General features: G+C 73.8%; 21 protein-coding genes. 13 read left to right on the top strand and 8 right to left on the bottom strand.

Annotated elements, in window-relative coordinates:
• Positions 1 to 59: 59 nt before the first annotated feature.
• The 3 genes from ABT238_RS11630 (at position 60) to ABT238_RS11620 (ending at position 2518) form a co-directional block, all read left to right on the top strand.
• On the top strand, positions 60 to 713 hold the full coding sequence (locus tag ABT238_RS11630) for a TerB family tellurite resistance protein (RefSeq protein ID WP_350756808.1): 654 nt from the start codon (positions 60 to 62) through the stop codon (positions 711 to 713).
• A gap of 208 nt (positions 714 to 921) precedes the next feature.
• On the top strand, positions 922 to 1668 hold the full coding sequence (gene recO / locus ABT238_RS11625; RefSeq protein ID WP_350566388.1) for a DNA repair protein RecO: 747 nt from the start codon (positions 922 to 924) through the stop codon (positions 1666 to 1668).
• A gap of 4 nt (positions 1669 to 1672) precedes the next feature.
• Positions 1673 to 2518, top strand: coding sequence for an isoprenyl transferase (locus tag ABT238_RS11620; protein WP_350566390.1), 846 nt, complete (start codon positions 1673 to 1675; stop codon positions 2516 to 2518).
• Between the two features lie 90 nt (positions 2519 to 2608).
• Here the strand turns inward: ABT238_RS11620 and ABT238_RS11615 are convergent, their stop codons facing one another.
• From ABT238_RS11615 to ABT238_RS11600, 4 genes are read right to left on the bottom strand one after another with little or no spacing between them, the layout of a single operon-like run.
• Positions 2609 to 3019 (bottom strand): Fur family transcriptional regulator, encoded by a 411-nt coding sequence (locus tag ABT238_RS11615; RefSeq protein WP_350566391.1) that lies wholly within the window; start codon positions 3017 to 3019, stop codon positions 2609 to 2611.
• A gap of 35 nt (positions 3020 to 3054) precedes the next feature.
• Positions 3055 to 4023: a metal ABC transporter permease gene (locus tag ABT238_RS11610; protein ID WP_350566393.1), complete on the bottom strand. Its 969-nt coding sequence runs from the start codon at positions 4021 to 4023 to the stop codon at positions 3055 to 3057.
• Complete coding sequence (locus ABT238_RS11605; RefSeq protein ID WP_350566395.1) at positions 4020 to 4799, bottom strand: metal ABC transporter ATP-binding protein; 780 nt, start codon at positions 4797 to 4799, stop codon at positions 4020 to 4022. Before ABT238_RS11605 ends, ABT238_RS11610 begins: the two co-directional genes overlap by 4 nt.
• Positions 4800 to 4811: 12 nt before the next feature.
• A complete protein-coding gene (locus ABT238_RS11600; protein ID WP_350756735.1) occupies positions 4812 to 5798 on the bottom strand; it encodes a metal ABC transporter substrate-binding protein in 987 nt (328 codons plus the stop codon).
• Positions 5799 to 5989: 191 nt separating this feature from the next.
• Here ABT238_RS11600 and ABT238_RS11595 point away from each other — a divergent pair, with 191 nt between their 5' ends.
• Positions 5990 to 7372: a glycine--tRNA ligase gene (locus ABT238_RS11595; RefSeq protein ID WP_350546272.1), complete on the top strand. Its 1383-nt coding sequence runs from the start codon at positions 5990 to 5992 to the stop codon at positions 7370 to 7372.
• 94 nt (positions 7373 to 7466) lie between these two features.
• Here the strand turns inward: ABT238_RS11595 and ABT238_RS11590 are convergent, their stop codons facing one another.
• Positions 7467 to 8804 (bottom strand): hypothetical protein, encoded by a 1338-nt coding sequence (locus tag ABT238_RS11590; protein WP_350756732.1) that lies wholly within the window; start codon positions 8802 to 8804, stop codon positions 7467 to 7469.
• A 190-nt stretch (positions 8805 to 8994) separates the two neighbouring features.
• The gene (gene ybiA / locus ABT238_RS11585; RefSeq protein ID WP_350566401.1) at positions 8995 to 9588 is read right to left on the bottom strand and encodes a riboflavin biosynthesis intermediates N-glycosidase; all 594 of its coding nucleotides are present in this window, start codon (positions 9586 to 9588) and stop codon (positions 8995 to 8997) included.
• A gap of 284 nt (positions 9589 to 9872) precedes the next feature.
• On the opposite strand from ybiA, the gene ABT238_RS11580 reads away from it, so the two are divergent.
• The 4 genes from ABT238_RS11580 (at position 9873) to ABT238_RS11565 (ending at position 14200) form a co-directional block, all read left to right on the top strand.
• Complete coding sequence (locus ABT238_RS11580) at positions 9873 to 12182, top strand: DUF7927 domain-containing protein (protein ID WP_350756729.1); 2310 nt, start codon at positions 9873 to 9875, stop codon at positions 12180 to 12182.
• A 379-nt stretch (positions 12183 to 12561) separates the two neighbouring features.
• Positions 12562 to 13119, top strand: coding sequence for a hypothetical protein (locus ABT238_RS11575; protein ID WP_350756726.1), 558 nt, complete (start codon positions 12562 to 12564; stop codon positions 13117 to 13119).
• Positions 13120 to 13427: 308 nt separating this feature from the next.
• Complete coding sequence (locus tag ABT238_RS11570) at positions 13428 to 13934, top strand: RNA polymerase sigma factor (protein WP_350756805.1); 507 nt, start codon at positions 13428 to 13430, stop codon at positions 13932 to 13934.
• Entirely contained in the window at positions 13934 to 14200 is a 267-nt protein-coding gene (locus ABT238_RS11565; protein WP_350566407.1) for a hypothetical protein, read from the top strand. Before ABT238_RS11570 ends, ABT238_RS11565 begins: the two co-directional genes overlap by 1 nt.
• Before the next feature lie 65 nt (positions 14201 to 14265).
• On the opposite strand, the gene ABT238_RS11560 is transcribed toward ABT238_RS11565, so the two are convergent.
• Entirely contained in the window at positions 14266 to 15738 is a 1473-nt protein-coding gene (locus ABT238_RS11560) for an MFS transporter (RefSeq protein ID WP_350566409.1), read from the bottom strand.
• A 100-nt stretch (positions 15739 to 15838) separates the two neighbouring features.
• Here ABT238_RS11560 and ABT238_RS11555 point away from each other — a divergent pair, with 100 nt between their 5' ends.
• Positions 15839 to 16747, top strand: a complete 909-nt coding sequence (locus tag ABT238_RS11555) for a helix-turn-helix transcriptional regulator (RefSeq protein ID WP_350566411.1) — start codon at positions 15839 to 15841, stop codon at positions 16745 to 16747.
• Positions 16748 to 17115: 368 nt separating this feature from the next.
• Here ABT238_RS11555 and ABT238_RS11550 read toward each other — a convergent pair whose 3' ends face one another.
• Positions 17116 to 17742 (bottom strand): hypothetical protein, encoded by a 627-nt coding sequence (locus tag ABT238_RS11550; RefSeq protein WP_350566413.1) that lies wholly within the window; start codon positions 17740 to 17742, stop codon positions 17116 to 17118.
• 134 nt (positions 17743 to 17876) lie between these two features.
• Here ABT238_RS11550 and ABT238_RS11545 point away from each other — a divergent pair, with 134 nt between their 5' ends.
• The 4 genes from ABT238_RS11545 (at position 17877) to dusB (ending at position 21961) form a co-directional block, all read left to right on the top strand.
• On the top strand, positions 17877 to 19106 hold the full coding sequence (locus ABT238_RS11545; RefSeq protein ID WP_350566415.1) for a sensor histidine kinase: 1230 nt from the start codon (positions 17877 to 17879) through the stop codon (positions 19104 to 19106).
• The gene (locus ABT238_RS11540; protein ID WP_350566417.1) at positions 19094 to 19738 is read left to right on the top strand and encodes a response regulator; all 645 of its coding nucleotides are present in this window, start codon (positions 19094 to 19096) and stop codon (positions 19736 to 19738) included. The genes ABT238_RS11545 and ABT238_RS11540 overlap by 13 nt, the downstream gene beginning before the upstream one ends.
• Entirely contained in the window at positions 19735 to 20628 is an 894-nt protein-coding gene (locus ABT238_RS11535) for a DUF4097 family beta strand repeat-containing protein (RefSeq protein WP_350566419.1), read from the top strand. The genes ABT238_RS11540 and ABT238_RS11535 overlap by 4 nt, the downstream gene beginning before the upstream one ends.
• 259 nt (positions 20629 to 20887) lie before the next feature.
• Entirely contained in the window at positions 20888 to 21961 is a 1074-nt protein-coding gene (gene dusB, locus ABT238_RS11530; RefSeq protein ID WP_502884272.1) for a tRNA dihydrouridine synthase DusB, read from the top strand.
• The last annotated feature ends 257 nt before the right edge of the window (positions 21962 to 22218 follow it).

The following is a 22218-nucleotide window of genomic DNA, read 5'->3' as shown; positions in this document are numbered from 1 at the left end:
GACCTGCCCATTGTTGTGCAGGCCGCCTGCCATGTCTGGGGAGTGGCGCCGTGACAGGGATGTGGGGTGTTCGCCCGCGGTGGCGGACTGACGTTCTCGGTGACTTCTTCTGTCCAGGCTGCGGCGGGGACCGCAACTACCGCCGGCAGCACGGCCGGCGGTGGCTGCGGCTGCTGGGGACCCCGGTGCTTCCGCTCGGCCCGGTGATCGGCAGCGTGCAGTGCACCAGCTGCCACGGCCGGTTCGGGGTGGAGAGCCTGGAGCAGCCCACCTGCGTCCGCCTGGGCGGGATGCTGCGCGACGCGCAGTACACCGTCGCGCTGGCCCTGCTGGCCGCCGGCGGCACCGCGCACCGCGCGGCCCGCGAGGCGGCCTGCGCGGCGGTCCGCGACGCCGGGTTCGAGGACTGCGGCGAGGCCCAGGTGCTGGCCGCGCTGGCGGCGCTGTCCGGGCTCGGCGGCGAGCTGTACGACGCGCACGGCATGGCCGGCGGGCTGGCCGTGGAGCTGCACGCGGTGCTCGAACCGCTGGCCCCGCACCTGGCCCAGCCAGGCCGGGAGCGGCTGCTGCTGCAGGGCGCGGCGATCGCCCTGGCCGACGGCCGGTACCGGCCGCAGGAGCGGGAGGCGCTGGACGCCGTCGGGCGCTGCCTGGACCTGCCGCAGGCACGGGTGGGGGCGCTGCTGGAGGCGGCGACCCGCACGCCCTACTAGGCCCCTGTCGCACCTGGGGCTCCCTCTCCTCTTCCCTCCGACCCCCACAAAACCGGGCCCACCCCCCTCCGGGCCCGCCGTGACCCGCACCGTTCGGCGATCCCCCACGGCCCGGTGCGGGCACACGGCTGTCCGTGACCGGGGGACGGCTGGGGGACAATGGGGGGATGTCCGCACTGTTCGAGGTCCGCCGCGGCGAGGCGGGCGCATGAGCCTCTTCCGGGACGACGGCGTGGTGCTCCGGGCGCAGAAGCTCGGTGAGGCCGACCGGATCATCACCCTGCTCACCCGCCACCACGGCAAGGTGCGCGCGGTGGCGCGCGGGGTGCGCAAGACCAAGTCGAAGTTCGGGGCGCGGCTGGAGCCGTTCTCGCACGTGGACGTGCAGTTCTTCAGCCGCGGGAGTGAGCTGCTCGGGCGCGGGCTGCCGCTGTGCACCCAGGTGGAGACGATCGCCCCGTACGGCGGCTCGATCGTCACCGACTACGGCCGCTACACCGCCGGCACGGCCATGCTGGAGACGGCGGAACGGTTCGCCGAGAACGAGGGCCAGCCGGCCGTCCAGCAGTACCTGCTGCTGGTCGGCGGTCTGCGCACGCTGGCGGCCGGGCAGCACGAATCGCACCTGGTGCTGGACGCCTTCCTGCTGCGTTCGCTCGCCGTCAACGGGTACGGCGCGAGCTTCGACGACTGCGCCAAGTGCGGCATGGAGGGCCCCAACCGGTTCTTCTCGCTCCCGGCCGGCGGGGTCCTGTGCCCGGACTGCCGGGTCCCCGGATGTGCCGTACCCTCCCCTGAGACACTGGTACTGCTCGGGGCGCTGCTGTCAGGGGACTGGCAGACGGCCGACGCCTGCGAGCCGAGGTACTGGCGGGAGGGCAGCGGCCTGGTCGCGGCCTATCTGCAGTGGCACCTGGAGCGGGGTATCCGCTCGATGAGATACGTGGAGAAGTGAGCACATGGCAGCGCGACGGCTCTTCGGCGGCGGCAAGCAGAGGGAGTACCTCCCCCCGACCCCGCATCCCAGCGGTGCCCGGCCCCCGAAGATCCCCGGCGAGCTGGTCCCCAACCACGTCGCGATCGTCATGGACGGCAACGGCCGCTGGGCGAAGGAGCGCGGGCTGCCGCGCACCGAGGGCCACAAGGTCGGCGAGGGCGTCGTGCTGGACGTGCTGAAGGGCGCCATCGAGCTGGGCGTGAAGAACATCTCGCTGTACGCGTTCTCCACCGAGAACTGGAAGCGCTCACCCGACGAGGTGAAGTTCCTGATGAACTTCAACCGGGACGTCATCCACCGCCGCCGCGACGAGATGGACGCGATGGGCGTGCGGGTGCGCTGGGCGGGCCGGATGCCCAAGCTGTGGAAGAGCGTCGTCCAGGAGCTCCAGGTCGCCGAGGAGCAGACCAGGGACAACGACGCCGTCACGCTGTACATGTGCGTCAACTACGGCGGGCGGGCCGAGATCGCGGACGCCGCGGCGGCCATCGCGGCCGATGTGGCGGCGGGCCGGCTGGACCCGAAGAAGGTCAACGAGAAGACCCTCGCCAAGTACCTGTACCACCCGGACATGCCGGACGTGGACCTCTTCCTGCGCCCCAGCGGCGAGCAGCGGACGTCCAACTTCCTGCTCTGGCAGTCGGCGTACGCGGAGTTCGTGTTCCAGGACGTGCTCTGGCCGGACTTCGACCGCCGTGACCTGTGGCGGGCCTGCGAGCAGTTCGCGATGCGCGACCGCCGGTTCGGCGGGGCGATCCCGAACGAGGTGCCGGCCGAGCTGGCCGCCGAGGTGCCGGCGCAGCGCTGATCGCGCCTGCGCGTGTGCGCGAGGGCCCGCGGGAGATGACTCCCGCGGGCCCTCGTGTCGTTCGCGGTGCGGTGCCGTTCGCGGTGCGGTTCAGCCGAGCTTGGCGCACTCCGCGCAGGTGCCGAAGATCTCCAGGGTGTGCGCGATGTCGCTGAACCCGTGCTCGGCGGCGACCGAGTTGGCCCAGCGCTCGACGGCCGGTCCCTCGACCTCGACGGTGGCGCCGCACTGGCGGCAGACCAGGTGGTGGTGGTGCCCGCTGCTGCACCGGCGGTAGACGGCCTCGCCGTCGGCGGTGCGCAGGACGTCCACCTCACCGGCGTCGGCGAGCGACTGGAGCGTCCGGTAGACGGTGGTGAGGCCGACCGAGTCACCCCGGTGCTTCAGCATGTCGTGGAGCTCCTGCGCGCTGCGGAAGTCCTCGATCTCGTCCAGGACCGCCGAGACGGCGGCGCGCTGCCGGGTCGATCGGGCTCGCGGCGACGGGCCTGCGGTGGTCACCGTGGGTCCTCCTGGTGGTGTGGGCGACTGGCACCTCATTGTGCCAGCCCCGCACCGGGCGCCGGAGAGAGCGCGTCGGCCCGGCCCGGGGCGAGCGGGGCGGTGCGCTCCGGGGCGGTGTCGCCGGACTGCTGCGGGTCCGGCAGCCGGACGTCGCAGACCTGCGGTCCGGCTTCCGGGGTGCCGCGGTGGCGGCGCCGGGCGAGCGGTGCGGCGATCGCGCTGAACAGTGCGAAGACCGCGATGGCGAGGAGCACGATGGCCGGGCCGGACGGCACGTCGAGCTGGTAGGAGCCGGTGACGCCGGCCAGGGCGACGATCACACCGACCGCGATCGCGCCGGCCTGGGTGGCGGCGAAGGAGCGGGTGAGCTGCTGGGCGGCCGCCACCGGGACCACCATCAGGGCGCTGACCAGCAGCAGGCCGACCACGCGCATGGCGACGGTGACGGTGACCGCGGCCATCACCGCGAGCAGCAGGTTGAGCAGCCGCACCGGGACGCCGGTGACCTTGGCGAAGTCCTCGTCCTGGCAGATCGCGAAGAGCTGGCGGCGCAGGCCGAGGGTGACGGCGATGACGACGGCGCCGAGCGCGGCGATCGTGGCCAGGTCGGCGGGGGAGACGGTCAGGATGGAGCCCCAGAGGTAGCTCTCCAGCGAACCCGCGCCCGCCTGGGCGGACTTGGAGACCAGCAGCTTGCCGCAGGCCATGCCGCCGTAGAAGAGCATCGCGAGGGCGATGTCGCCGCGCTGGTTGCCGCGCGAGCGGACCAGTTCCATCGTGACGGCGCCGACGACGCAGACCAGGACGGCCGTCCAGACCGGGCTGGTCTGGAAGATGAAGCCGAGGCCGACGCCGGTCATCGCGACGTGGCCCATGCCGTCGCCCATCAGGGCCTGGCGGCGCTGCACCAGGTAGATGCCGACGGCGGGGGCGGTGACGCCGACCAGGACGGCGGCGAGCAGCGCCCGCTGCATGAAGTCGTAGCTGAGCATCTCGGTCATGACAGCAGTCCCCGGATCCGTTCGTGGTCGTGGCCGTGGTCGGCGTGCGGGTGGACGTGGTCGTGGCCGGGCAGGGCGTGCAGGCCGGTGTTGGGCACGGGCGGGCCGTCGTGCGCGACGCAGCCGTCGCGGAGCACCACGGCGCGGTCGATCAGCGGTTCCAGCGGCCCGAGTTCGTGCAGCACCAGCAGGACGGCCGCGCCGCGCGCGACCTCGGCGCGCAGGGTGTCGGCGAGCACCTGCTGGCTGGCGGCGTCCACGCCGGCCATCGGCTCGTCCATGATCAGCAGGTCGGGGGCGCCGGCCAGCGCGCGGGCGATCAGCACCCGCTGCTGCTGGCCGCCGGAGAGGTCGCCGACACCGTCGCGGGCCCGGTCGAGCATGCCGACGGCGGCCAGCGCGCGGTCCACGGCGGCGCGGTCGGCGCGGCGCAGCGGCAGCAGCCGGTGCAGCGGCAGCCGGCCGGTGGCGACGACCTCGCGCACGGTGGCGGGGACGCCGGAGGCGGCGGTGGTGCGCTGCGGGACGTAGCCGATCCGGTGCCAGGCGCGGAACCGGGCGAGCGGGGTGCCGAAGAGTTCCAGGCCGCCGCGCTCCAGCGGGACGGCGCCGGTGACGGCCTTGACGGTGGTGGACTTGCCGGAGCCGTTGGCGCCGAGCAGGGCGACCACCTCGCCGGGGCGGACGGTGAGGTCGACGCCGCGCAGCACCGGGCGCCCGCCGCGGGAGGCGACGGCGTCGTGCAGGCGGACGGCCGGGGGTGTCGGGGGAGTCATGCCGTGGTCCCGTCAGCTGGTGGGGGCGGTGGCGCCGAGGGCGGCCCTGAGGTTGGTCAGGTTCTGCCTCATGACCGACAGGTAGTCGTCCTTCGTCCGGTCCTTGACGCCTTCCAGGGGGTCGAGGACGGCGGTCTTGAGGCCGAGGTCCTTGGCGACGGTCTCGGCGAGCCTGGGGCTGGCCAGGGTCTCGAAGAAGATCGTGGTGACGCCGTTCTCCTTGGCGGCCTTCTGGACGTCGGCGAGGCGGGCCGGGGTGGGCTCGGACTCGGGGTCGACGCCGTTGATGGAGACCTGGGTGAGGCCGTAGGCCTCGGCGAGGTAGCCGAAGGCGGCGTGGCTGGTGACGAAGGTGCGCGTGGTGGCGTCCTTCAGCCCGTCCTTGAACTCCTGGTCCAGGGCGGTGAGTCGGCCGACCAGTTCGTCGGTGTTGCGCCGGTAGTCGTCGGCGTGCGCCGGGTCGGCCTCGGAGAACCCGGCGCCGACGCTCCGGGCCACGGCGGCGTAGCGGGTCGGGTCGAGCCAGATGTGCGGGTCGCCGGCGGCCTCGTCGTGGTGGTGGCCGTCGCCGTGCTCGTCGGCGTGGTCGTGGCCGTCGTCCTCGGTGTGGCCCTCGGCGAGGTGGTGGTCCTCCAGCGGGGCGGCCGCGGTGGCGTCGATCTTCTGCTTGGCGCGGGAGTCGGCGACCGCCTTGTCGACGGTGGGCTGCAGGCCCTTGAGGTAGACGACCGCGTCGGCCTTCTGGACGCGCCCGACCTGCTTGGCGGTGAGTTCGAGGTCGTGCGGCTCGACGCCGGCGGCGGTCAGGCCGGTGACCTTCACGTGCTCGCCGCCGATCTGCGAGGCGAGGAACTCCATCGGGTAGAAGGACGCGACGACGTCAAGCCGGCCGTCCGCGGACCCGGCGCCGCCGCTGCCGCAGGCCGTCAGGGTGAGGGCGGCGGCGAGGGCGGTGGCCGTCAGGGCCAGGACGCTGCGGGCACGTCGTCTGATCATCATGACAACCATTCTCAGATTAGATGGAAATGATTGTCAAATAACTCGGACGGGTGAACGGGCGGTGACGGTGAGTGGGCCGGTACCGGCGATACCGATTTGAACCCCGTACCCATATGGCCGGTAACCTGAGGTATTCGGGTACGCGCAACCAGCCGTGCCCTGACCGTGCCGTACGTACTGAAGAGAGCACTGTGGCAGCCGACAAGATCGAGACGATCGTCAGCCTGAGCAAGCGCCGTGGCTTCGTCTACCCCTGCAGCGAGATCTACGGCGGCACGCGTGCCGCCTGGGACTACGGACCGCTGGGCGTCGAGCTCAAGGAGAACATCAAGCGCCAGTGGTGGCGCGCGATGGTCCAGGCCCGCGAGGACGTCGTCGGACTCGACTCGTCGGTGATCCTGGCCCGCGAGGTCTGGGAGGCGTCCGGCCACGTCCAGACCTTCAACGACCCGCTGACCGAGTGCCTCTCCTGCCACAAGCGCCACCGGGCCGACCACCTGGAGGAGAAGTACGAGGCCAAGCACGGCTTCCCGCCGCCGAACGGCCTGCAGGACATCAACTGTCCCGACTGCGGCACCAAGGGCCAGTTCACCGAGCCCAAGGACTTCTCGGGCATGCTGAAGACCCACCTCGGCGTCACCGAGGAGGCGAGCGGCCTGGCCTACCTGCGCCCGGAGACCGCCCAGGGCATCTTCACCAACTTCAAGGCCGTCCAGACCACCTCGCGCAAGAAGCCGCCGTTCGGCATCGCCCAGGTCGGCAAGAGCTTCCGCAACGAGATCACCCCCGGCAACTTCATCTTCCGGACCCGCGAGTTCGAGCAGATGGAGATGGAGTTCTTCGTCAAGCCGGGCGAGGACGAGCAGTGGCACGAGTACTGGCTGCAGCAGCGCTGGGACTGGTACGTCGGCCTCGGCCTGCGCACCGAGAACATGCGCCTGTTCGAGCACCCGAAGGAGAAGCTCTCCCACTACGCCAAGCGCACGGTGGACATCGAGTACCGCTTCAACTTCGGCGGCAGTGAGTTCTCCGAGCTGGAGGGCATCGCCAACCGCACCGACTACGACCTGTCGGTGCACAGCGAGGCCTCCGGCCAGGACCTCAAGTACTTCGACCAGGAGTCCGGCGAGCGGTACTTCCCGTACGTCATCGAGCCGGCGGCCGGTCTCAACCGCGCCCTGCTCGCCTTCCTGCTCGACGCCTACTTCGAGGACGAGGCGCCCAACGCCAAGGGCGTCATGGAGAAGCGCGTCGGCATGCGTCTGGACCCGCGCCTGGCGCCGGTCAAGGTCGCGGTGCTGCCGCTGTCGCGCAACGCCGACCTCTCGCCGAAGGCCCGCGGCCTGGCCGCCGACCTGCGCACCGCGTGGAACGTGGAGTTCGACGACGCCGGCGCCATCGGCAAGCGCTACCGCCGCCAGGACGAGATCGGCACGCCGTTCTGCGTGACGGTCGACTTCGACACCCTGGAGGACAACGCGGTGACCGTGCGCGAGCGCGACACCATGACGCAGGAGCGCGTCTCGCTCGACCAGGTGAAGTCCTACCTGGCGGCGCGCCTCATCGGCTGCTGACGTCCGTCCGCCCGCGCGGAGCCCCCGTCGCCCTTCCGAGGGCGGTCGGGGGCTCCGTGCTTGGTGCCCGGTGCCCGGTGCTCCGCGTCCGCGCCTACCGGCGGCCCCAGCGGGAGCGCGGGCGGCTGGCCGGGGTGGCCGGCAGGCCGGCCGTGCGCAGGGCGGCGAGCGTGGTGCGGTGGCGCGCGGGGTCGTCGAGCAGCGGCGTGAGCAGCGCCTCGTACAGGTCCGGGCGGCCGGCCAGCGCGGCGGCCAGCCGGACCAGTTCGGCCGGCGGACGCAGCGCCGCCAGCTCGCCCAGCAGCAGGGTGGGCAGCGGCGGGGCCATGGTGACGGCGAGCGCGGCGAGGTCGCCGGTGGGCCGGCCGGCCGCCTGGCGCAGCAGGGTCCGGGCGTCGGCGGCGCGGTCCGCCCGGTAGAGCCCGGTGGCCAGCGCGGCCAGCTCGGCGGTCGGCGCGGAGCCCCACTCCCAGAGCAGGGTGGCGCCGTCGGCGTGCTGACCCGCCCGCTCCAGGGCGTCCAGCAGGGCGGGCAGGGTGGCGGCCGGGCAGGAGCGCAGCGCGTGGAAGAGGTCGCCGGCCTCCTCGGCGAGCCCCGCCTGGCGGAGTTCGGCGAGGGTGGTGGCGGCGTGCTGGGGTCCGGCGTGGACGGCGCTGCGGACCAGCTGGACGGAGGCGCCGGTCGGTCCGCGCCGGGCGAGCAGGGCGGCCAGTCGGGCCGTGTCGTGCGGGGTGAGGTGCTCGGCGCCCTGGTCCAGGATGCCGGCGGCCTCGTCCGGGGAGGCCCGGCGGTACAGGGTCGTGATGCGCTCGGCGAGGGCGGCCAGTTCGCCGGGGGAGCGGCGCCGGGGCGGGGCGGGGGGCGCCTGCGGCTCGGCGGCGGCCCGCCCGTCGTCCTGCGCGCCGCCGGAGCCGGCCTCGCTCCCGTGCGTGCTCCCGTGCGTGCCGCCGGTCGCGTCGACGGGTCCGCCGGCGCGCGTGTCGGCGTAGGTGTCGCCGGGCGTGCCCGCGGACGGGTCGGCGGACGCGGCGGCGGACCGGCCGGCGAAGGCGTCGGCGGGCGTCGCGAGGGGGGTGTCGAAGGGAGCGCCGAGGGGCGTGTCGACGGGCTGGCGCGGGATCCAGCGGCGGGGGGACGGCTGGCGCAACTGCTCCTCCAGCGCCTTCAGCCGGTCGCTGAGCTCCAGGCAGCGGGCGCCCAGCCCCTCGCGCAGCGTCCGCGCCTGGGTCAGCTGCCGCAGCAGCTCCCCGTCCGGGTGCTGCCGTTCGGGCAGCGCCCGCAGGGCCTCGGCGAGCCGCCGCTCACGCTGTCCCGCGTACTGCCGGGCGCGGAGCAACTCGTCCAGCTGCGCCCTGAGTTCGAGAGCCGCCTGCTCGCCCTCGCCGCCGCCCGGGTCCGCGCCGAGGGGCCGTTCCGTGTGCCGTGTACGCATGATCACCGCAACCTGTCCATCGTGACCCTGACGGCCAGACATCCTCGCGTCGAAATACGGCGACGGCGTTACGGGAGTACGTCCACTGGCTTGCGAGTGGTGTCCGGGGGCGCACGGAGTGCGCGAGTGGTGGGCGACCCGGCGCACGCGCCCCGCGGGAGCGCCGTCCCGCGGGAGGCGCCGGCGGCGCTCACCCGGCGGCGGCTGCCGCCAGCCGGGTGCGGGCCTCCATGAGGGCGAAGCCGAGCAGGTTCTCGCCGCGCCATTCGGCCGGGCGCGGGGCGCGCTCGTCGTCGGCGCCGAGGCCGATGCCCCAGATCCGGTCCAGCGGGCTGGCCTCCACCAGGACCCGCTGACGCGTCGACAGCAGGTATCCGCGCAGCTCCTCGTGGCCGCCGAACTTGGCGACATTGCCCCGGACGACCAGTTCGAACCGTCCGGCGGTCCAGGCCGCGTCGTCGAAGTTCCGGACCTGGCGGCCCAGCTTCTTCGCCTCGCCGGGGCTCGCCGCCGCGAGGATCCGGGCGAGCGTCCGCTCGTCCCCGAACATCCGGGCCTTGCCCGCCATCATCCAGTGCTCGGCGGTCGCGTACCCGACGCCGTCGACGGTGAACGGGTGCCCGGGCCACCACTGGCTCAGCACCCCGGGCCCGAGCGAGCCGTCCCGCTGCTCCTGGTGGCCCCAGAACATCAGCCACTTGGGCTCCGCCCCGGCCGCCACGGCGGCGGTCAGCGCGGCGCGGTCGCGGGTGTCGACGGGGTCGGTCGTGCGTTCGTCGCTCATATCGTCATGCTGACACGAAGGGGTCCGGTGCGGCCAATGGGTTATTTCTCCGCCCGGCGCCGCGGGGTGACGAACGTTCGTGAGAGGGAGATGAGCGAATGTGACATATTATTCGACCTGGTCGAATCCGGACGTAACGTCATGATTCGTCCGGGAGGGCCCCCTCACCCTCCCGTACCCTCGAACATCTCCTGGAGTCCCCCGTGAGAGACCGCACGCCACCCGCCACGCGCGGAGAACGCCCGGCATCCGGAAGCCGGGTCCGCCGTCTGCCCAGTCGCGCGGTGCTCGGTGCCCTCGCCGCCTCGGCGCTGGCGCTCGCCCCCTCCGCACCGCTCGCCGCCCCGTCGGCGTCCACCTCGCCGTCGGCTCCGTCGGCCTCGTCCTCATCGGGCAAGGCCCAGGATCCGGCGGGCAAGGCCGGCAAGGCGGTTCGCGGTCTCGGGACCCAGCGGCCGATCGGCCCGGACCCGGTGCTCGACCTGCTGGCGCACGGCAACCTCACGATGGCGTCGAACTCGGTGCTGACCTGTGACGACAGCGACGGCTCGGTCTGCAACGACACCGAGGGCACCAACAACGGCCGCACCAAGTACGTCAAGACCGACCCGAACGCGCCCGGCGACAACGCGTCCTCCGCGCAGCTGGTGATCCCGGCCGGCGCCCAGGTGCTGTCGGCCCGCCTGTACTGGCAGTTCAACCCGACCAACACCAGCACCGCCGGCGGCACCTCCGGGGACATCAACACCGGCAACCTGGTGTCCTGGAAGGTCCCGGGCAGCTCCTCCTACGAGCAGCTCACCGCCGACACCTACGACTGGTTCGACCAGCAGGTCGGCGGCAACCCGCCGGAGCCGCTGCTGGCCGGTGCGGGCGTGAAGGACGTCACCGCCCAGGTGAAGGCCGCCGGTCCGGGCAGCTACACCGTCGCCGACATCCAGGCGTGCGCCGGACGCTCCTCCGCGCAGAACTTCGGCGGCAACAACGTGGGCTGCTGGGGCGGCTGGTCACTGGTGGTCGCCTACGAGGACCAGGCGGAGCCGCTGCGCTACCTCCAGGTCTGGGACGGCTTCCAGCTGCTGCGCAGCCCCGACAACCTGGCGACGCTCACCCTCGCCGGCATCCGCACACCCGCCACCGCCCCGCCGGCCACCATGGGTGTCACCGTCGGCGACGGCGACGTGCCGATCCAGGGCGACCAGCTGCTGGTCGGCTCCTCGACCGACAACCTGACGCTGCTGCCGATGCCCAACCCGTTCGGCGGCGTCACCACCGACAACGCCTTCACCAGCCGGATCGACCACGTCGCGGCGGACGGCACCGGCACCAACATCACCACCCGGGACCCCGCGCCGGTCAACAACTACGGCTACGACGCCCGGATGATCGACGTCACCGGCAAGATCCCCGCGGGCAGCACCCAGGCCGTGCTCCGGATCAACGGCGCGGGCGACGCGCTGCACCCGCAGGCGGTCTGGCTCGCCGTCGACGCCCTCGAACCGGACCTGCAGATCACCAAGGCCAACAACCCGGCCGGCTCCACCACGGACAACCCGCCCGGGCTCGTCGACCCCGGCGCCGAGATCACCTACTCCTTCGCCATCGCCAACCGGCACTCGGACGGCAGCACCGCCGACCTGGACACCGCCACCGGCGTCACCCTGACCGACGTGCTGCCCGCCGGCACCACCTACGTCGAGGGCTCCGGCGCCGGCTGCACCGCCTCCGGGCAGAACGTCACCTGCACCGCCGCCGACCTCGCGCCGGGCGCCGAGGCGACGATCTCCTTCCGGGCCCGGGTCGACGCCGCACTCGCGCCGGGCACCAAGCTCGACAACACCTCGTCCCTCGCCTACCACAGCCCCCAGACCGGCCGTGACCAGCAGCGGACCAGCAACACCGTGCGCAACACCGTCACCGAGCACGCCGGCTACCGGCTCGCCAAGAGCGCCGACAAGGCGCAGGCCCTCCCCGGTGACACCGTCACGTACCACGTGGACATCACCAACACCGGCAACGCGGCGCTCACCGGACTGACCGTCACCGACGACCTGAGCGCCGTCCTCGACGACGCCACGTACAACAACGACGCCACCGCGACCGCCGGCACGCCGTCCTACGCCCAGCCGGTGCTCAGCTGGACCGGCGACCTGGCGGTCGGCGCCGTCGCCCGGGTGACGTACACGGTGAAGGTCAAGGACCCGGCCGCCGGGGACCACACGCTGCGCAACACCGTGGTGTCCGACCGGCCCGGCGGCAACTGCCCGCCCGGGACGACGGCGGGGGAGTGCACGGCCACGGTCACGGTGACCACGTCCTCGCCGTCGCCGACGGCGTCCCCGACCTCCTCCCCGACCGCCACCACCTCCCCGACGCCCGAGCCGACCGGCTCGCCCACGTCGGAGCCCTCGCCCACCGCGACCGGCAGTCACAGCCCGCACCCGTCGCACAGCGGCAAGCCGCACCAGCCCGGCGGTGGCGGCCTCGCCGAGACGGGCAGCCAGGTCGCGCTGATCGGCGGCATCGGTGCCGCCGTCGCCCTCGGCGGCGCGGCCCTCGTCCTCGCCTCGCGCCGTCGGCGCCACCGGCACTGACGTACCGCCCGTGAACTGAAGGCGGCCCCACCGCTGTTGCCGGTGGGGCCGCCTTCCCCGTTCCTCGCCGCTCTGCTCACCGAACGCGGTGAGCACGGCGAACGCGGCGAACGCGGCGAACGCGGTGAACCTCCCGCCTCGCCGTGACCGCCCGGGGCACGCGGCCTTCTGGTGGGCCACCGCAAGATCGTCTGGTTCACCTGACCACCCACCTGCCGGCCCCACCCGCCCCCAGCCGACCCGCCGCGCCTCGACCGGCTTGCCGGGTGGTCGCCTGACGGAGTGCCGCGCGACGGACGAGCACACGCTGCGGCTTCGAGGGCGCAGTAGGGTGGCGCGCGGCTCCGTCGTCGAGGTCTCCGAGGGGGGTGGGGGCTCGATGGTCATGGACAAGGCGGCCAGGGCCGTGTGGTGGGAGAGTCTGCCGGCCGGGATCCGCGAGGAGATCGACGGGTACGTCCTTCAGGACTCCCTGCTCGGTGCGGTGCATGTGATCACCGACGTCGGTCTCGTTCCGCACGGCATCGGGGTCGGAACCGCGCAGCTGATCGCCAACGACCGCTACCTCCACTACGGCGACCGGATCGCCCGCGAGCCGGAGAGTCCTCTCGACCTGGAGTCGCTGGCCTGTCGGGCGGCCGGGTGCGGCGGCCGCGTCGTGGCGATCGAGGCGATCTGGGACGGTGACACCGTCCGCGACTGGTTCGTGCGGCTGCTGGCCATCACGGCCGACCCCGTGGGCGAGGCCCGGTTGGCCACCGTCCACTGGTCGACGGCCGAGCGCTACCTCGGCGAGGAGGGGGATCACCACCCGCGCCACCCGGCGGCGGTGGCCGCCGAGCGGGCCGGCGGCGCTCTCGCCGCGCACCTGTCGGTTCCCTTCCACTTCGCCAGCCCCGACACCCCCGATGACGAGGCTCCGCGCCGGCGGCCCTGAGGGGCGGCGCGCGGTGACGGCTGGTCCGACCGGGCGCCGGCGGGAGGGCGCGGCGTTGCCCGGCGTCCCGTTCCGCTCCGTCCCGTTCCGGTGTGGGCGGGGGCGGGGGCGGGTGGGGTGAATCCTTTCGGGGGGTGGTCGCCTCTTATGGGTGGCTTCGGTGAGGGCCGGGGCGGAAGAGGAGGCTGTGATGATGGTCTGGGTGGCTGTGGCGGTCGGGGTGGCGCTGGTCGGGGCGTGCAGTGTGACGGTGCTGCGGAAGTGGGGGCGGCGGCGTGGCTGAGGTGGGGGCGTGGCCGGGGAGTTCGGTGGTGGCCGCGGCGCAGGACGGGGACGTGGAGGCGATCGCCGCGCTGGTGTCGGGGGCGCATCCGCACGTCCAGCGGTTCGCGCGGTCGCTGTGCGCCACGCCGGAGGACGCCGAGGACGCGGCGCAGGAGGCGCTGATCATCCTGTACCGCAAGATCGGGATGCTGCGTGCGACCGGGGCGCTGGGCTCCTGGATGTTCCGGATCGTGCGCAACGAGTGCCTGCGGCGGGCTCGCCTGGTGCTACGGGAGCGTTCGGTGGCGGGGGAGGCGCCGTACCGGTCGGCCGAGGAGGAAGTGCTGGGGCGGCTGGAGGCCGGGCGGGTGGCGGAGGCGATCGCCGCGCTCCCGGCGGACCAGCGGCGGGTGCTGATCATGCGCGACGTGCAGGGGTTCAGCGGGCGGATGGTCGCCGATCGGCTGGGGCTGAGCACGGCCGCCATGAAGTCACGGCTGCACCGGGCCCGGGCGGCGGTCCGCGCCGTCACCACCGCAGGGGAGTGGTGATGGCCGGGGACTCGGGGTACGCCAGCCGGACGCTGGCCGGGCATCTGGCACGCGGCGGGGTGGGATTCGCGGCGTTGCTGGGGGCCTTCGCGCTGCTGCCGTTCGCCGGGCCGGTGGCGTTGCTCCTGCTGCCGGTCGGGCTGCTCGCGTTCCGCGGGTGTCCGACGTGCTGGGTGATCGGGCTGCTGGAGACGGTGTCGCGGGGGCGGCTGCAGCGCGAGTGCGTCGACGGGCGGTGCGAGCTGCGTCCCGGCGGGGCCGAGTAGGACGGTTCCGTCGTGGCCGCCCGACCGGCGGTGGCCACGACGGAACCGGGGACCCGGCCCGGCCGTCAGCCGATGGAACGGGGGAGACGGGTCGTCAGGTAGAAGATGGTGAACGAGCCCAGGAGCTGGATGCCGAGGCAGAGGGCGAGCGCGCGGTCCATGCCGAGGCTCGGCGAGAGGGCCAGGTAGAGGGAGCCCAGGGTGGCGACGCCGAGAGCCAGGCTGGACTGCTGGCTGGTGGCGAGCACACCGCTGCCGACGCCCGCCCGGTCGGCGGGGACCTTGGAGAGGACGACGCGGAACAGCGGGGTGCCGATCAGTCCCTGGCCGATGCCGGCGAGGGCGACGCCCGGAGCCATCCGCAGCGCGGAGAAACCGTCCGGGTCGGCGAGGACGGTGGCGGCCAGGGTGGCGAGGCCGGCGGCCTGGACGGCGGCGCCGGCGGTGAGCACGCGGCTGCCGAACCGGCCGATCAGGCGCGGGCCGGAGAGGGAGGCGGTGAAGTAGCCGACGGCCATCGGGACCAGCGCCCAGCCGGCCGCGACCGGGCCGAGGTGCAGGCCCTGCTGGAGGGCGACCGCGATGACGAACATGAAGCCGCCGAAGCCGCCGAAGTAGGGGAGCGCGATGCCGAGGCCGCGCCGCATCTCGGGGATGCGCAGCAGGCTGGGCGGCACCAGAGGGGTCCCGCCGCGCCGCTCGGCCCGCCGTTCGACCAGGGCGAAGGCGGTGGCGAGCACGGGGAACAGCGCGAGCAGCACCCAGGACCAGAGCGGCCAGCCGGCGGCGCGGCCCTCCATCAGCGGGACCAGGAGGGAGAGCAGCGAGGCGGTGAGCAGCACGGTGCCGGCGGTGTCGATCCTGGCGGCCTGCTCGGCGCGGCTCTCCGGGACGAAGCGCAGCGCGAGGACGAGGGCCAGCAGGGCGAACGGGACGTTCAGCAGGAAGACCGAGCGCCAGCCGCTGCCGAAGAGGTCGGCGGCGACCAGCATGCCGCCGAGCACCTGGCCGATGACCACCGAGATGCCGCCGACCGCGCCGTAGACCGAGAGCGCGCGGCCGCGCCGGGCGCCGTGGGTGGCGGCGGTGATGGTGCCGAGGACCTGAGGGATCAGCAGCGCGGCCGAGGCGCCCTGGGCGGCCCGGGCGGCGACCAGGGACCAGGCGCCGGGGGCGAGCCCGCAGGCGAGCGAGGTCACGGCGAAGGCGGCGGCCCCGGCGACGAAGAGGCGGCGTCGGCCGAAGATGTCGCCCAGCCGTCCGCCGAGGACCAGCAGGACGGCGAAGGCGATGCCGTACCCGGCGGCGACCAGCTCCAGCACGGCGGGGCCGGCGGCGAGGTCGTGGTCGATGGTCGGCAGTGCGACGTTGACGATGAAGAAGTCGAGCATCGGGAGGAAGGCCCCGAGCAGGACGGTGACCAGTCCGGCAGTGCCGAGGGAGGGCGAGGAGGAAGGCGAGGCGGTGGCGGGAGAGGCGGCTGAGGTCGTTGAGGAGGTGGGGGTGAGGGGCTTGGCGGCGGTCAGTTGCTGGGTCACGGTCCTACGATCCGGCTCTCCGCACCCTGGTACCAGAGTGTGCTTATCCAGGTATAAGAAGTACCTGGCAACAGGATGGCGCCTGGCGCATGCTGGTGGCATGAGTCTGACCGCCGTCACGGCGACCACCGGGAAAGCGCCCGCCGATCCGCGGCGGAACCAGTTGGCGGCGTTCCTGCGCAGCCGCCGGGAGCGGATCACCCCCGAGCAGGTGGGGCTCCCGATGACCGGTCGGCGGCGCACGCCGGGGCTGCGCCGCGAGGAGGTGGCGCAGCTCGCGGCCGTCGGGGTCACCTGGTACACGTGGTTGGAGCAGGGGCGCGAGATCCAGGTGTCGGTGCAGGTGCTGGACGCTGTGGCCCGCGCCCTGCTGCTCGACCCGAGCGAGCGGGCCCATCTGTTCACGCTGGCCGGGGCGGAGGACCCGACACCGGTGCGGGAGTGCCTGACCGTCACCCCGAGCATCCGGCTGACGCTGGACCGGATGGCGCCCTACCCGGCCGCGGTGATCAACTCCCGCTACGACGTGCTGGCCCACAACGCGCAGTACACCGGGATCGTCGGGGACCTGGAGGCGCTTCCGCCCGAGGACCGCAATCTGATGTGGCTGGCGTTCACCCCCTCGCGCTTCCGTGACGTGCTGGTGGACCACGAGGACGAGCGCGACGTCATGGTGGCCCGGTTCCGCTCCGGGATGGGCGACCACGGGGGCGAGCCCGCCTGGCGGGCGCTGCTCTGCCGTCTGCGCAAGGCCTCCCCGGTGTTCGACGAGGCCTGGCAGCGGCATGACGTGCTGCGGCCGGGGAACGGGTTGAAGCGTTTCCTGTTGCCGGAGATCGGGCTGCTGCGCTTCGAGTACACCAGCTTCTGGCTGGGCCCGTCCCAGGGCCCGCGGATGGTCGTCTACACCCCGAAGGACGAGGAGACCGCCGCGCTGGTGACGCGGCTGCCCACCCGGCTGCCGTCGGCCGGGGCCATGGCGGGGGCCCCGGCGGCGCCGGTCCGCTGACGGCCGCCCGGCGCGGGCCAGCCCGAGGGCCAGGCAGAGCGCGGCGAGCGGCAGCTCGACGCAGCCCGCCATCATCAGCGCCGCGAGCGTCTCGGCGCCCGGGCCCGCGGTCGCGATGTCGACCAGGGCGTCCGCCGCGAGCAGCAGGGCGACCACGCCGGCGGGTGCGACGGCGGCCGGGCGGCGGTGGCGCAGCACGGCGTCCAGCCGGAGCAGGGCGGCGAACTCGCACAGGTCCAGGACGACCCACGCCGTCTCGCCGGCGGCCGCGAGCACCGCCACCCAGGGCAGCAGCGCGAGGGCGGCGACGGCGGGCACCCGCGAGGCGAACGGGGTGAGCGAGGCGAGCGCGGGGCGGACGGCGGCGTTCACCGGGCGCCCCCGCACTCCGCGTCGAGCGCGCGGGCGGCGCGGACCCTGGTCAGCGGGGACCGCTCGGGCCCGGCCCCGCCGGCCGCCTCGACGAGCACGCCGTCGAAGACGCCCTCGGCCCACGCGAGCCAGAACTCCCCGGCGACGGCGACCACCTCGCCCACCGCGACCACCGGCGCGGGCCGCCCCGGCAGCCGCAGCAGCCGCCCGCCGGTGAACCCGACGGTGGGCACGGCGCCGCCGTGCGGCAGCCGCCCCCAGGCGAGCCCGTGCCGGGTGCGCCGGCGCCCGCCCGTACCCGCGCCCGGACCGGCCCAGGCGCGGGCGCCGCGCAGCAGACCGCGGCGGAGCCGGGCCGCGACCAGCACGTCCACCAGCTCGCCGTGCTCGTACACCTCCAGCGCCGCCCGCCCGCACCCGCGCCCGCGGCCGGCCGGCACGCTGCGCACCGACCACGGCCCGACCGGGCCGCCGGGCTCGTGGAACCCGCCGAGCACACCGGCGGGCCCGACCGGCAGCCGGCCCTCGGCGCGGGCGGCCGGGGCGGCGGCCGCGCCGTGGCCGGTGCCGCGGTCCGGACGCCCGTGCGGCGGGTTGGCGGAGTGCGATGCGGTGTTCGTCATGCCGTCAAGACTCGCGGCCGCGCGCCGCGTTGTCGGTAGTGCACCGATCCGAATCCGGGGTGTACCCAGCTTCACCATTTCTCGGCAGCCCCCTTCATGGTGACGGTTGATCACCGCGCTCTAGGCTGTCCGCCATGCCCTCCACGACGCCGAACGCCGCGCTCGCCGGGAGCGCCTTCCGGCCCCCGTGGTCGGCGGTGGCCTGGCGGGACACCCGTTTCCTCGCCGCCGGAATCCCGCTCTCCCTGCCCGCCTGGCTGGCCGTCCTCACCCCGAAGGTGACGCTGGTCCTCCTGGGCGCGATCCTGCTCTCCATCCGCCCGCTCACCGTGGCCCAGCGCGGCCGGCTGCGCGCCCTGCGCGGGGTGGACATCCCGCCGCTGCTGCGCCCCGTCGCCACGCCCGCCGGGCTGTTCACCAGGCTGCGCACCGGCGTCAGCTGGCGCCAGGTCGGCTACCACCTGCTGGTCGGCCCGCTGGTCGCCGCCGGCGCGGCGGTCGTCGTCTACGGATGGGGCGCGGCCCTCGTGGCCTCGACGGTCTACGGCTGGGCCTGGCTGATGCCGGCCACCTCCCCGGTCCACCACCAGTGGGCCGAGCTGGACGTCTCGCTCACCGTCGGTGGCCTGCTGCTGCTCGTGGTGCTGCCCTGGGCGGTCCACCTGCTGGCCCGGCTGGACGAGGCGACCGCGGTGCGGATGCTCGGTCCGGGCCGCACCGCCGAGCTGGAGCACCGGATCGAGGAGGTGGTCGAGAGCCGGGCCGGTCTGGTCGACGCGGTGGACGCCGAGCGCCGCCGGATCGAGCGCGACCTGCACGACGGCGCCCAGCAGCGGCTCACCTCGCTCGCCATGAACCTCGGCCTGGCCCGCCGCACCCTCAAGGACGTCCCGCCCGACGCCATGCAGGTGATCGTCGAGGCGCACGAGGAGGCGCAGGCGGCCATCGACGAGCTGCGCGGCCTGGTCCGCGGCCTGCACCCGGCCGTCCTGGAGGACCGAGGGCTGGACGCGGCGCTCTCCGGGATCGCGGCCCGTACCCCGTTGCCGGTCCGGCTGGACGTCGACCTGACCGAGCGGATAGCGCCGACCGTCGAGGCGGTCGCCTACTTCACCGTCTCCGAGGCGCTGACCAACGTCGCCAAGCACGCCCGGGCCACCAGGGCGGACGTCTCGGTGCGCACCGTCGGCGGCCGGCTGCGCCTGATCGTCAGCGACGACGGAGTGGGCGGGGCGGAGGCCTCGCGCGGCACCGGCCTGACCGGTCTGCGCCGGCGCACCGCCTCGGTCGACGGGTCCCTGTCCGTGCTCAGCCCCGTCGGGGGCCCGACCACCATCACCGTGGAGTTGCCGTGCGTGCTGTGATCGCCGAGGACTCGGTCCTGCTCAGGGTCGGCCTGGTCAAGGTCCTGGAGGCGGTGGGCTACGAGGTGGCCGCCGCCGTCGGGGACGCCGAGGAGTTGCTCGCTGCGGTGCAGGAGCACCGCCCGCAGGTGGTGGTGGCGGACGTCCGGATGCCGCCCGGCTTCACGGACGAGGGCGTGCGGGCGGCGCTGCTGATCCGCCGGCAGTGGCCGGAGGTGGCGGTGCTGCTGCTCTCCCAGTACGTGGAGGAGCGGTACGCCGCGGACCTGCTGACCAGCAACACCAGCGGCGTCGGCTACCTGCTCAAGCAGCGGGTGGCCAATGTCGACGACTTCGTGGACGCGCTGCAGCGGGTGGCCGAGGGCGGCACCGCGCTGGACCCGGAGGTGGTCGCCCAGCTGCTGGTGCGCCGCCACCGCGATCCGCTGGAGCGGCTGACTCCGCGCGAGCGCGACGTGCTCGCCCTGATGGCGGAGGGCCGGTCGAACGCCGCGATCGCCGCCGCCCTGGTGGTCAGCGACAGCGCGGTGGCCAAGCACATCAACTCGATCTTCGGAAAGCTCGACCTGCCGCCCGCCGACGACAGCCACCGGCGGGTGATGGCGGTGCTCCGCTTCCTGGAACTGGGATGACGATGACGACGGAGCGGGGCGCGGCGCGGAACGGGACGGCGGAGGGCGCGGGGCGGCCGGCCCCGGGGCCCGCCCGCCGCGGCCACCGGGCCTGGCGGGTGTTCGGCACGCTCGCGCTCGTCGTGGCGCTGCTCGTCGGCGCCGTGCAGACCTGGGCGATCGCGGTGCAGCAGCGCACCCGCTCGGAGATGTCCTACCCGGTCGCGGTGACCAGGGTCCGGCTGGACACGGGCAACGCCAGCGTGCGGATCCGGCCGGGGGAGGAGGGCCGGGTGGTGGTCCGCCAGTACCTGAACTGGATGGTCCGGATGCCGGTCGTCTCGGCGCTCTTCGAGCAGGACCAGCTCGACGTCCGGATGGACTGCAAGCGGGTGCTGCCGGCCGGCGACTTCGGCTGCGGTGCGGTGATCGAGCTGGACGTGCCGCGAGGGGTCGCGGTGACCGGCAAGCAGTCCACCGGGACCATCGACGTCGCCGGGGTGGCGGGGGAGGTCAACCTGCTCTCCACCTCCGGGGAGGTCCTGCTGGCCGACGTGTCCGGCCCGGTGACCGTGCGCACCACCTCGGGCTCCGTCCGGGGCAGCCGTCTCACCTCTCCCGGCGTCAACGCCGCCGCGACCTCGGGCTCGATGGAGCTGGGCTTCACCGCGCCCCCGGCCGCCGTGGACATCGGGGTGACCTCCGGATCGGTGATGCTGGGCCTGCCGAGCGGGACGCGCTACGACTTCGACGGCGGGGCGTCCCCGCTGGCGCGCGGTGGCATCGACCCGACGCTGGCCGACCGCTCCAGTCCGAACAAGATCAGGATCTCGGTCAGCTCCGGAACGGTGTCGGTCTTCGCGAAGGACACCGCGAGGGACGACAGGCGGGAGAGCGTGCCCGACAGGTGACGGCCCCGGGCGGCTCGGCCGGGTGGGGGACAATGAAGAGTCCCCCACCCGCCGTCCCCGAGGTCAGCCGCGCATGACAGTCCCGCCCGCACCCACCGAGCCGAGCACCGCGACCGCCACCGCCACCGCGACCGGCCCCGCCGACGGCGACACCACCGCGGCCGCCACCGCGCGCGGCCCCGTCCGCCCGGCCGGCGGCGAGTTCGCGCCGCTGTCCATCGGCCCGCTGCAGGTCTGGCCGCCCGTCGTGCTGGCGCCGATGGCCGGCATCACCAACGCGCCGTTCCGCACCCTGTGCCGCGAGCAGAGCGGGGGCAAGGGCCTCTACGTCTCCGAGATGATCACCACCCGGGCCCTGGTCGAGCGCAACGCCAAGACGATGCAGCTGATCAAGTTCGACCCGAGCGAGAAGCCGCGCTCGATCCAGCTGTACGGGGTGGACCCGGTGACCGTCGGCAAGGCGGCCCGGATGATCGCCGATGAGGGCCTCGCCGACCACATCGACCTCAATTTCGGCTGCCCCGTCCCCAAGGTGACCCGCAAGGGCGGCGGCTCGGCGCTGCCGTACAAGCGCAACCTGCTGCGCGAGATCCTGCGCGAGGCCGTGGCCAACGCCGGTGACCTTCCGGTCACCATGAAGATGCGCAAGGGCATCGACGACGACCACCTCACCTACCTGGACGCCGGCCGGATCGGCGCGGAGGAGGGCGTCTCCGCGATCGCCCTGCACGGCCGCACCGCCGCCCAGCACTACGGCGGCACCGCCGACTGGTCGGCGATCGCCCGGCTGCGCGAGTCCGTCCCTGCGGGGATCCCGGTGCTCGGCAACGGGGACATCTGGTCGGCGGACGACGCGGTGCGGATGATGCGCGAGACCGGCTGCGACGGCGTGGTGGTCGGCCGCGGCTGCCTGGGCCGGCCGTGGCTGTTCAAGGACCTGGTGGCGATCTTCGAGGGCGAGGTGGACTACGCCCGCCCGACCTTCGCCGACGTGGCGCGGGCGATGGTCCGGCACGCGCAGCTGCTCGGCGAGTGGCTGGGCGACGAGGCCCGTGGCGTGATCGACTTCCGCAAGCACGTCGCCTGGTACACCAAGGGCTTCTCGGTGGGCTCGGAGCTGCGGGTGAAGCTGGCCAACTCCTCCTCCCTGTCCGAACTGGCCGAAACCCTCGCCCTGGTGGAGCAGTCCCAGGACTGGCCGGCCGGTGCGGACGGCCCCCGCGGGCGGACCAGCGGCAACAACCGGGTCGTTCTGCCGGACGGCTGGTTGGACGATCCGTATGACTGCGCCCGACCGGGTGAGGATGCCGAATCGGATACGTCTGGCGGCTGACCACTACGCATTGGCAAAATTGACCCCTCCGGTCGATTGCCGCGGCGTCCCAGCCCTCTTCGCCGATCTGGCCAAGAGGGCTCCTTTTCGGCAGCAGGACATCACGGAGCGGACTCATTTCTGGACGCTGTGCGACGAAGGGCGCAGTGGGCCTACGCTCGAACGATGAGATGCGCTCGTGACGCTGGCCACATACCCTGGCGGTCGGAGGTGGCCGACAGGACGAAATGAACAAGTCGGGGGCGGATCGCTTCCCG

It is taken from the genome of Kitasatospora sp. NPDC001527, assembly GCF_040298605.1.
GTDB lineage: Bacteria > Actinomycetota > Actinomycetes > Streptomycetales > Streptomycetaceae > Kitasatospora.
This window is presented reverse-complemented; position numbering and strand designations above follow the sequence as displayed.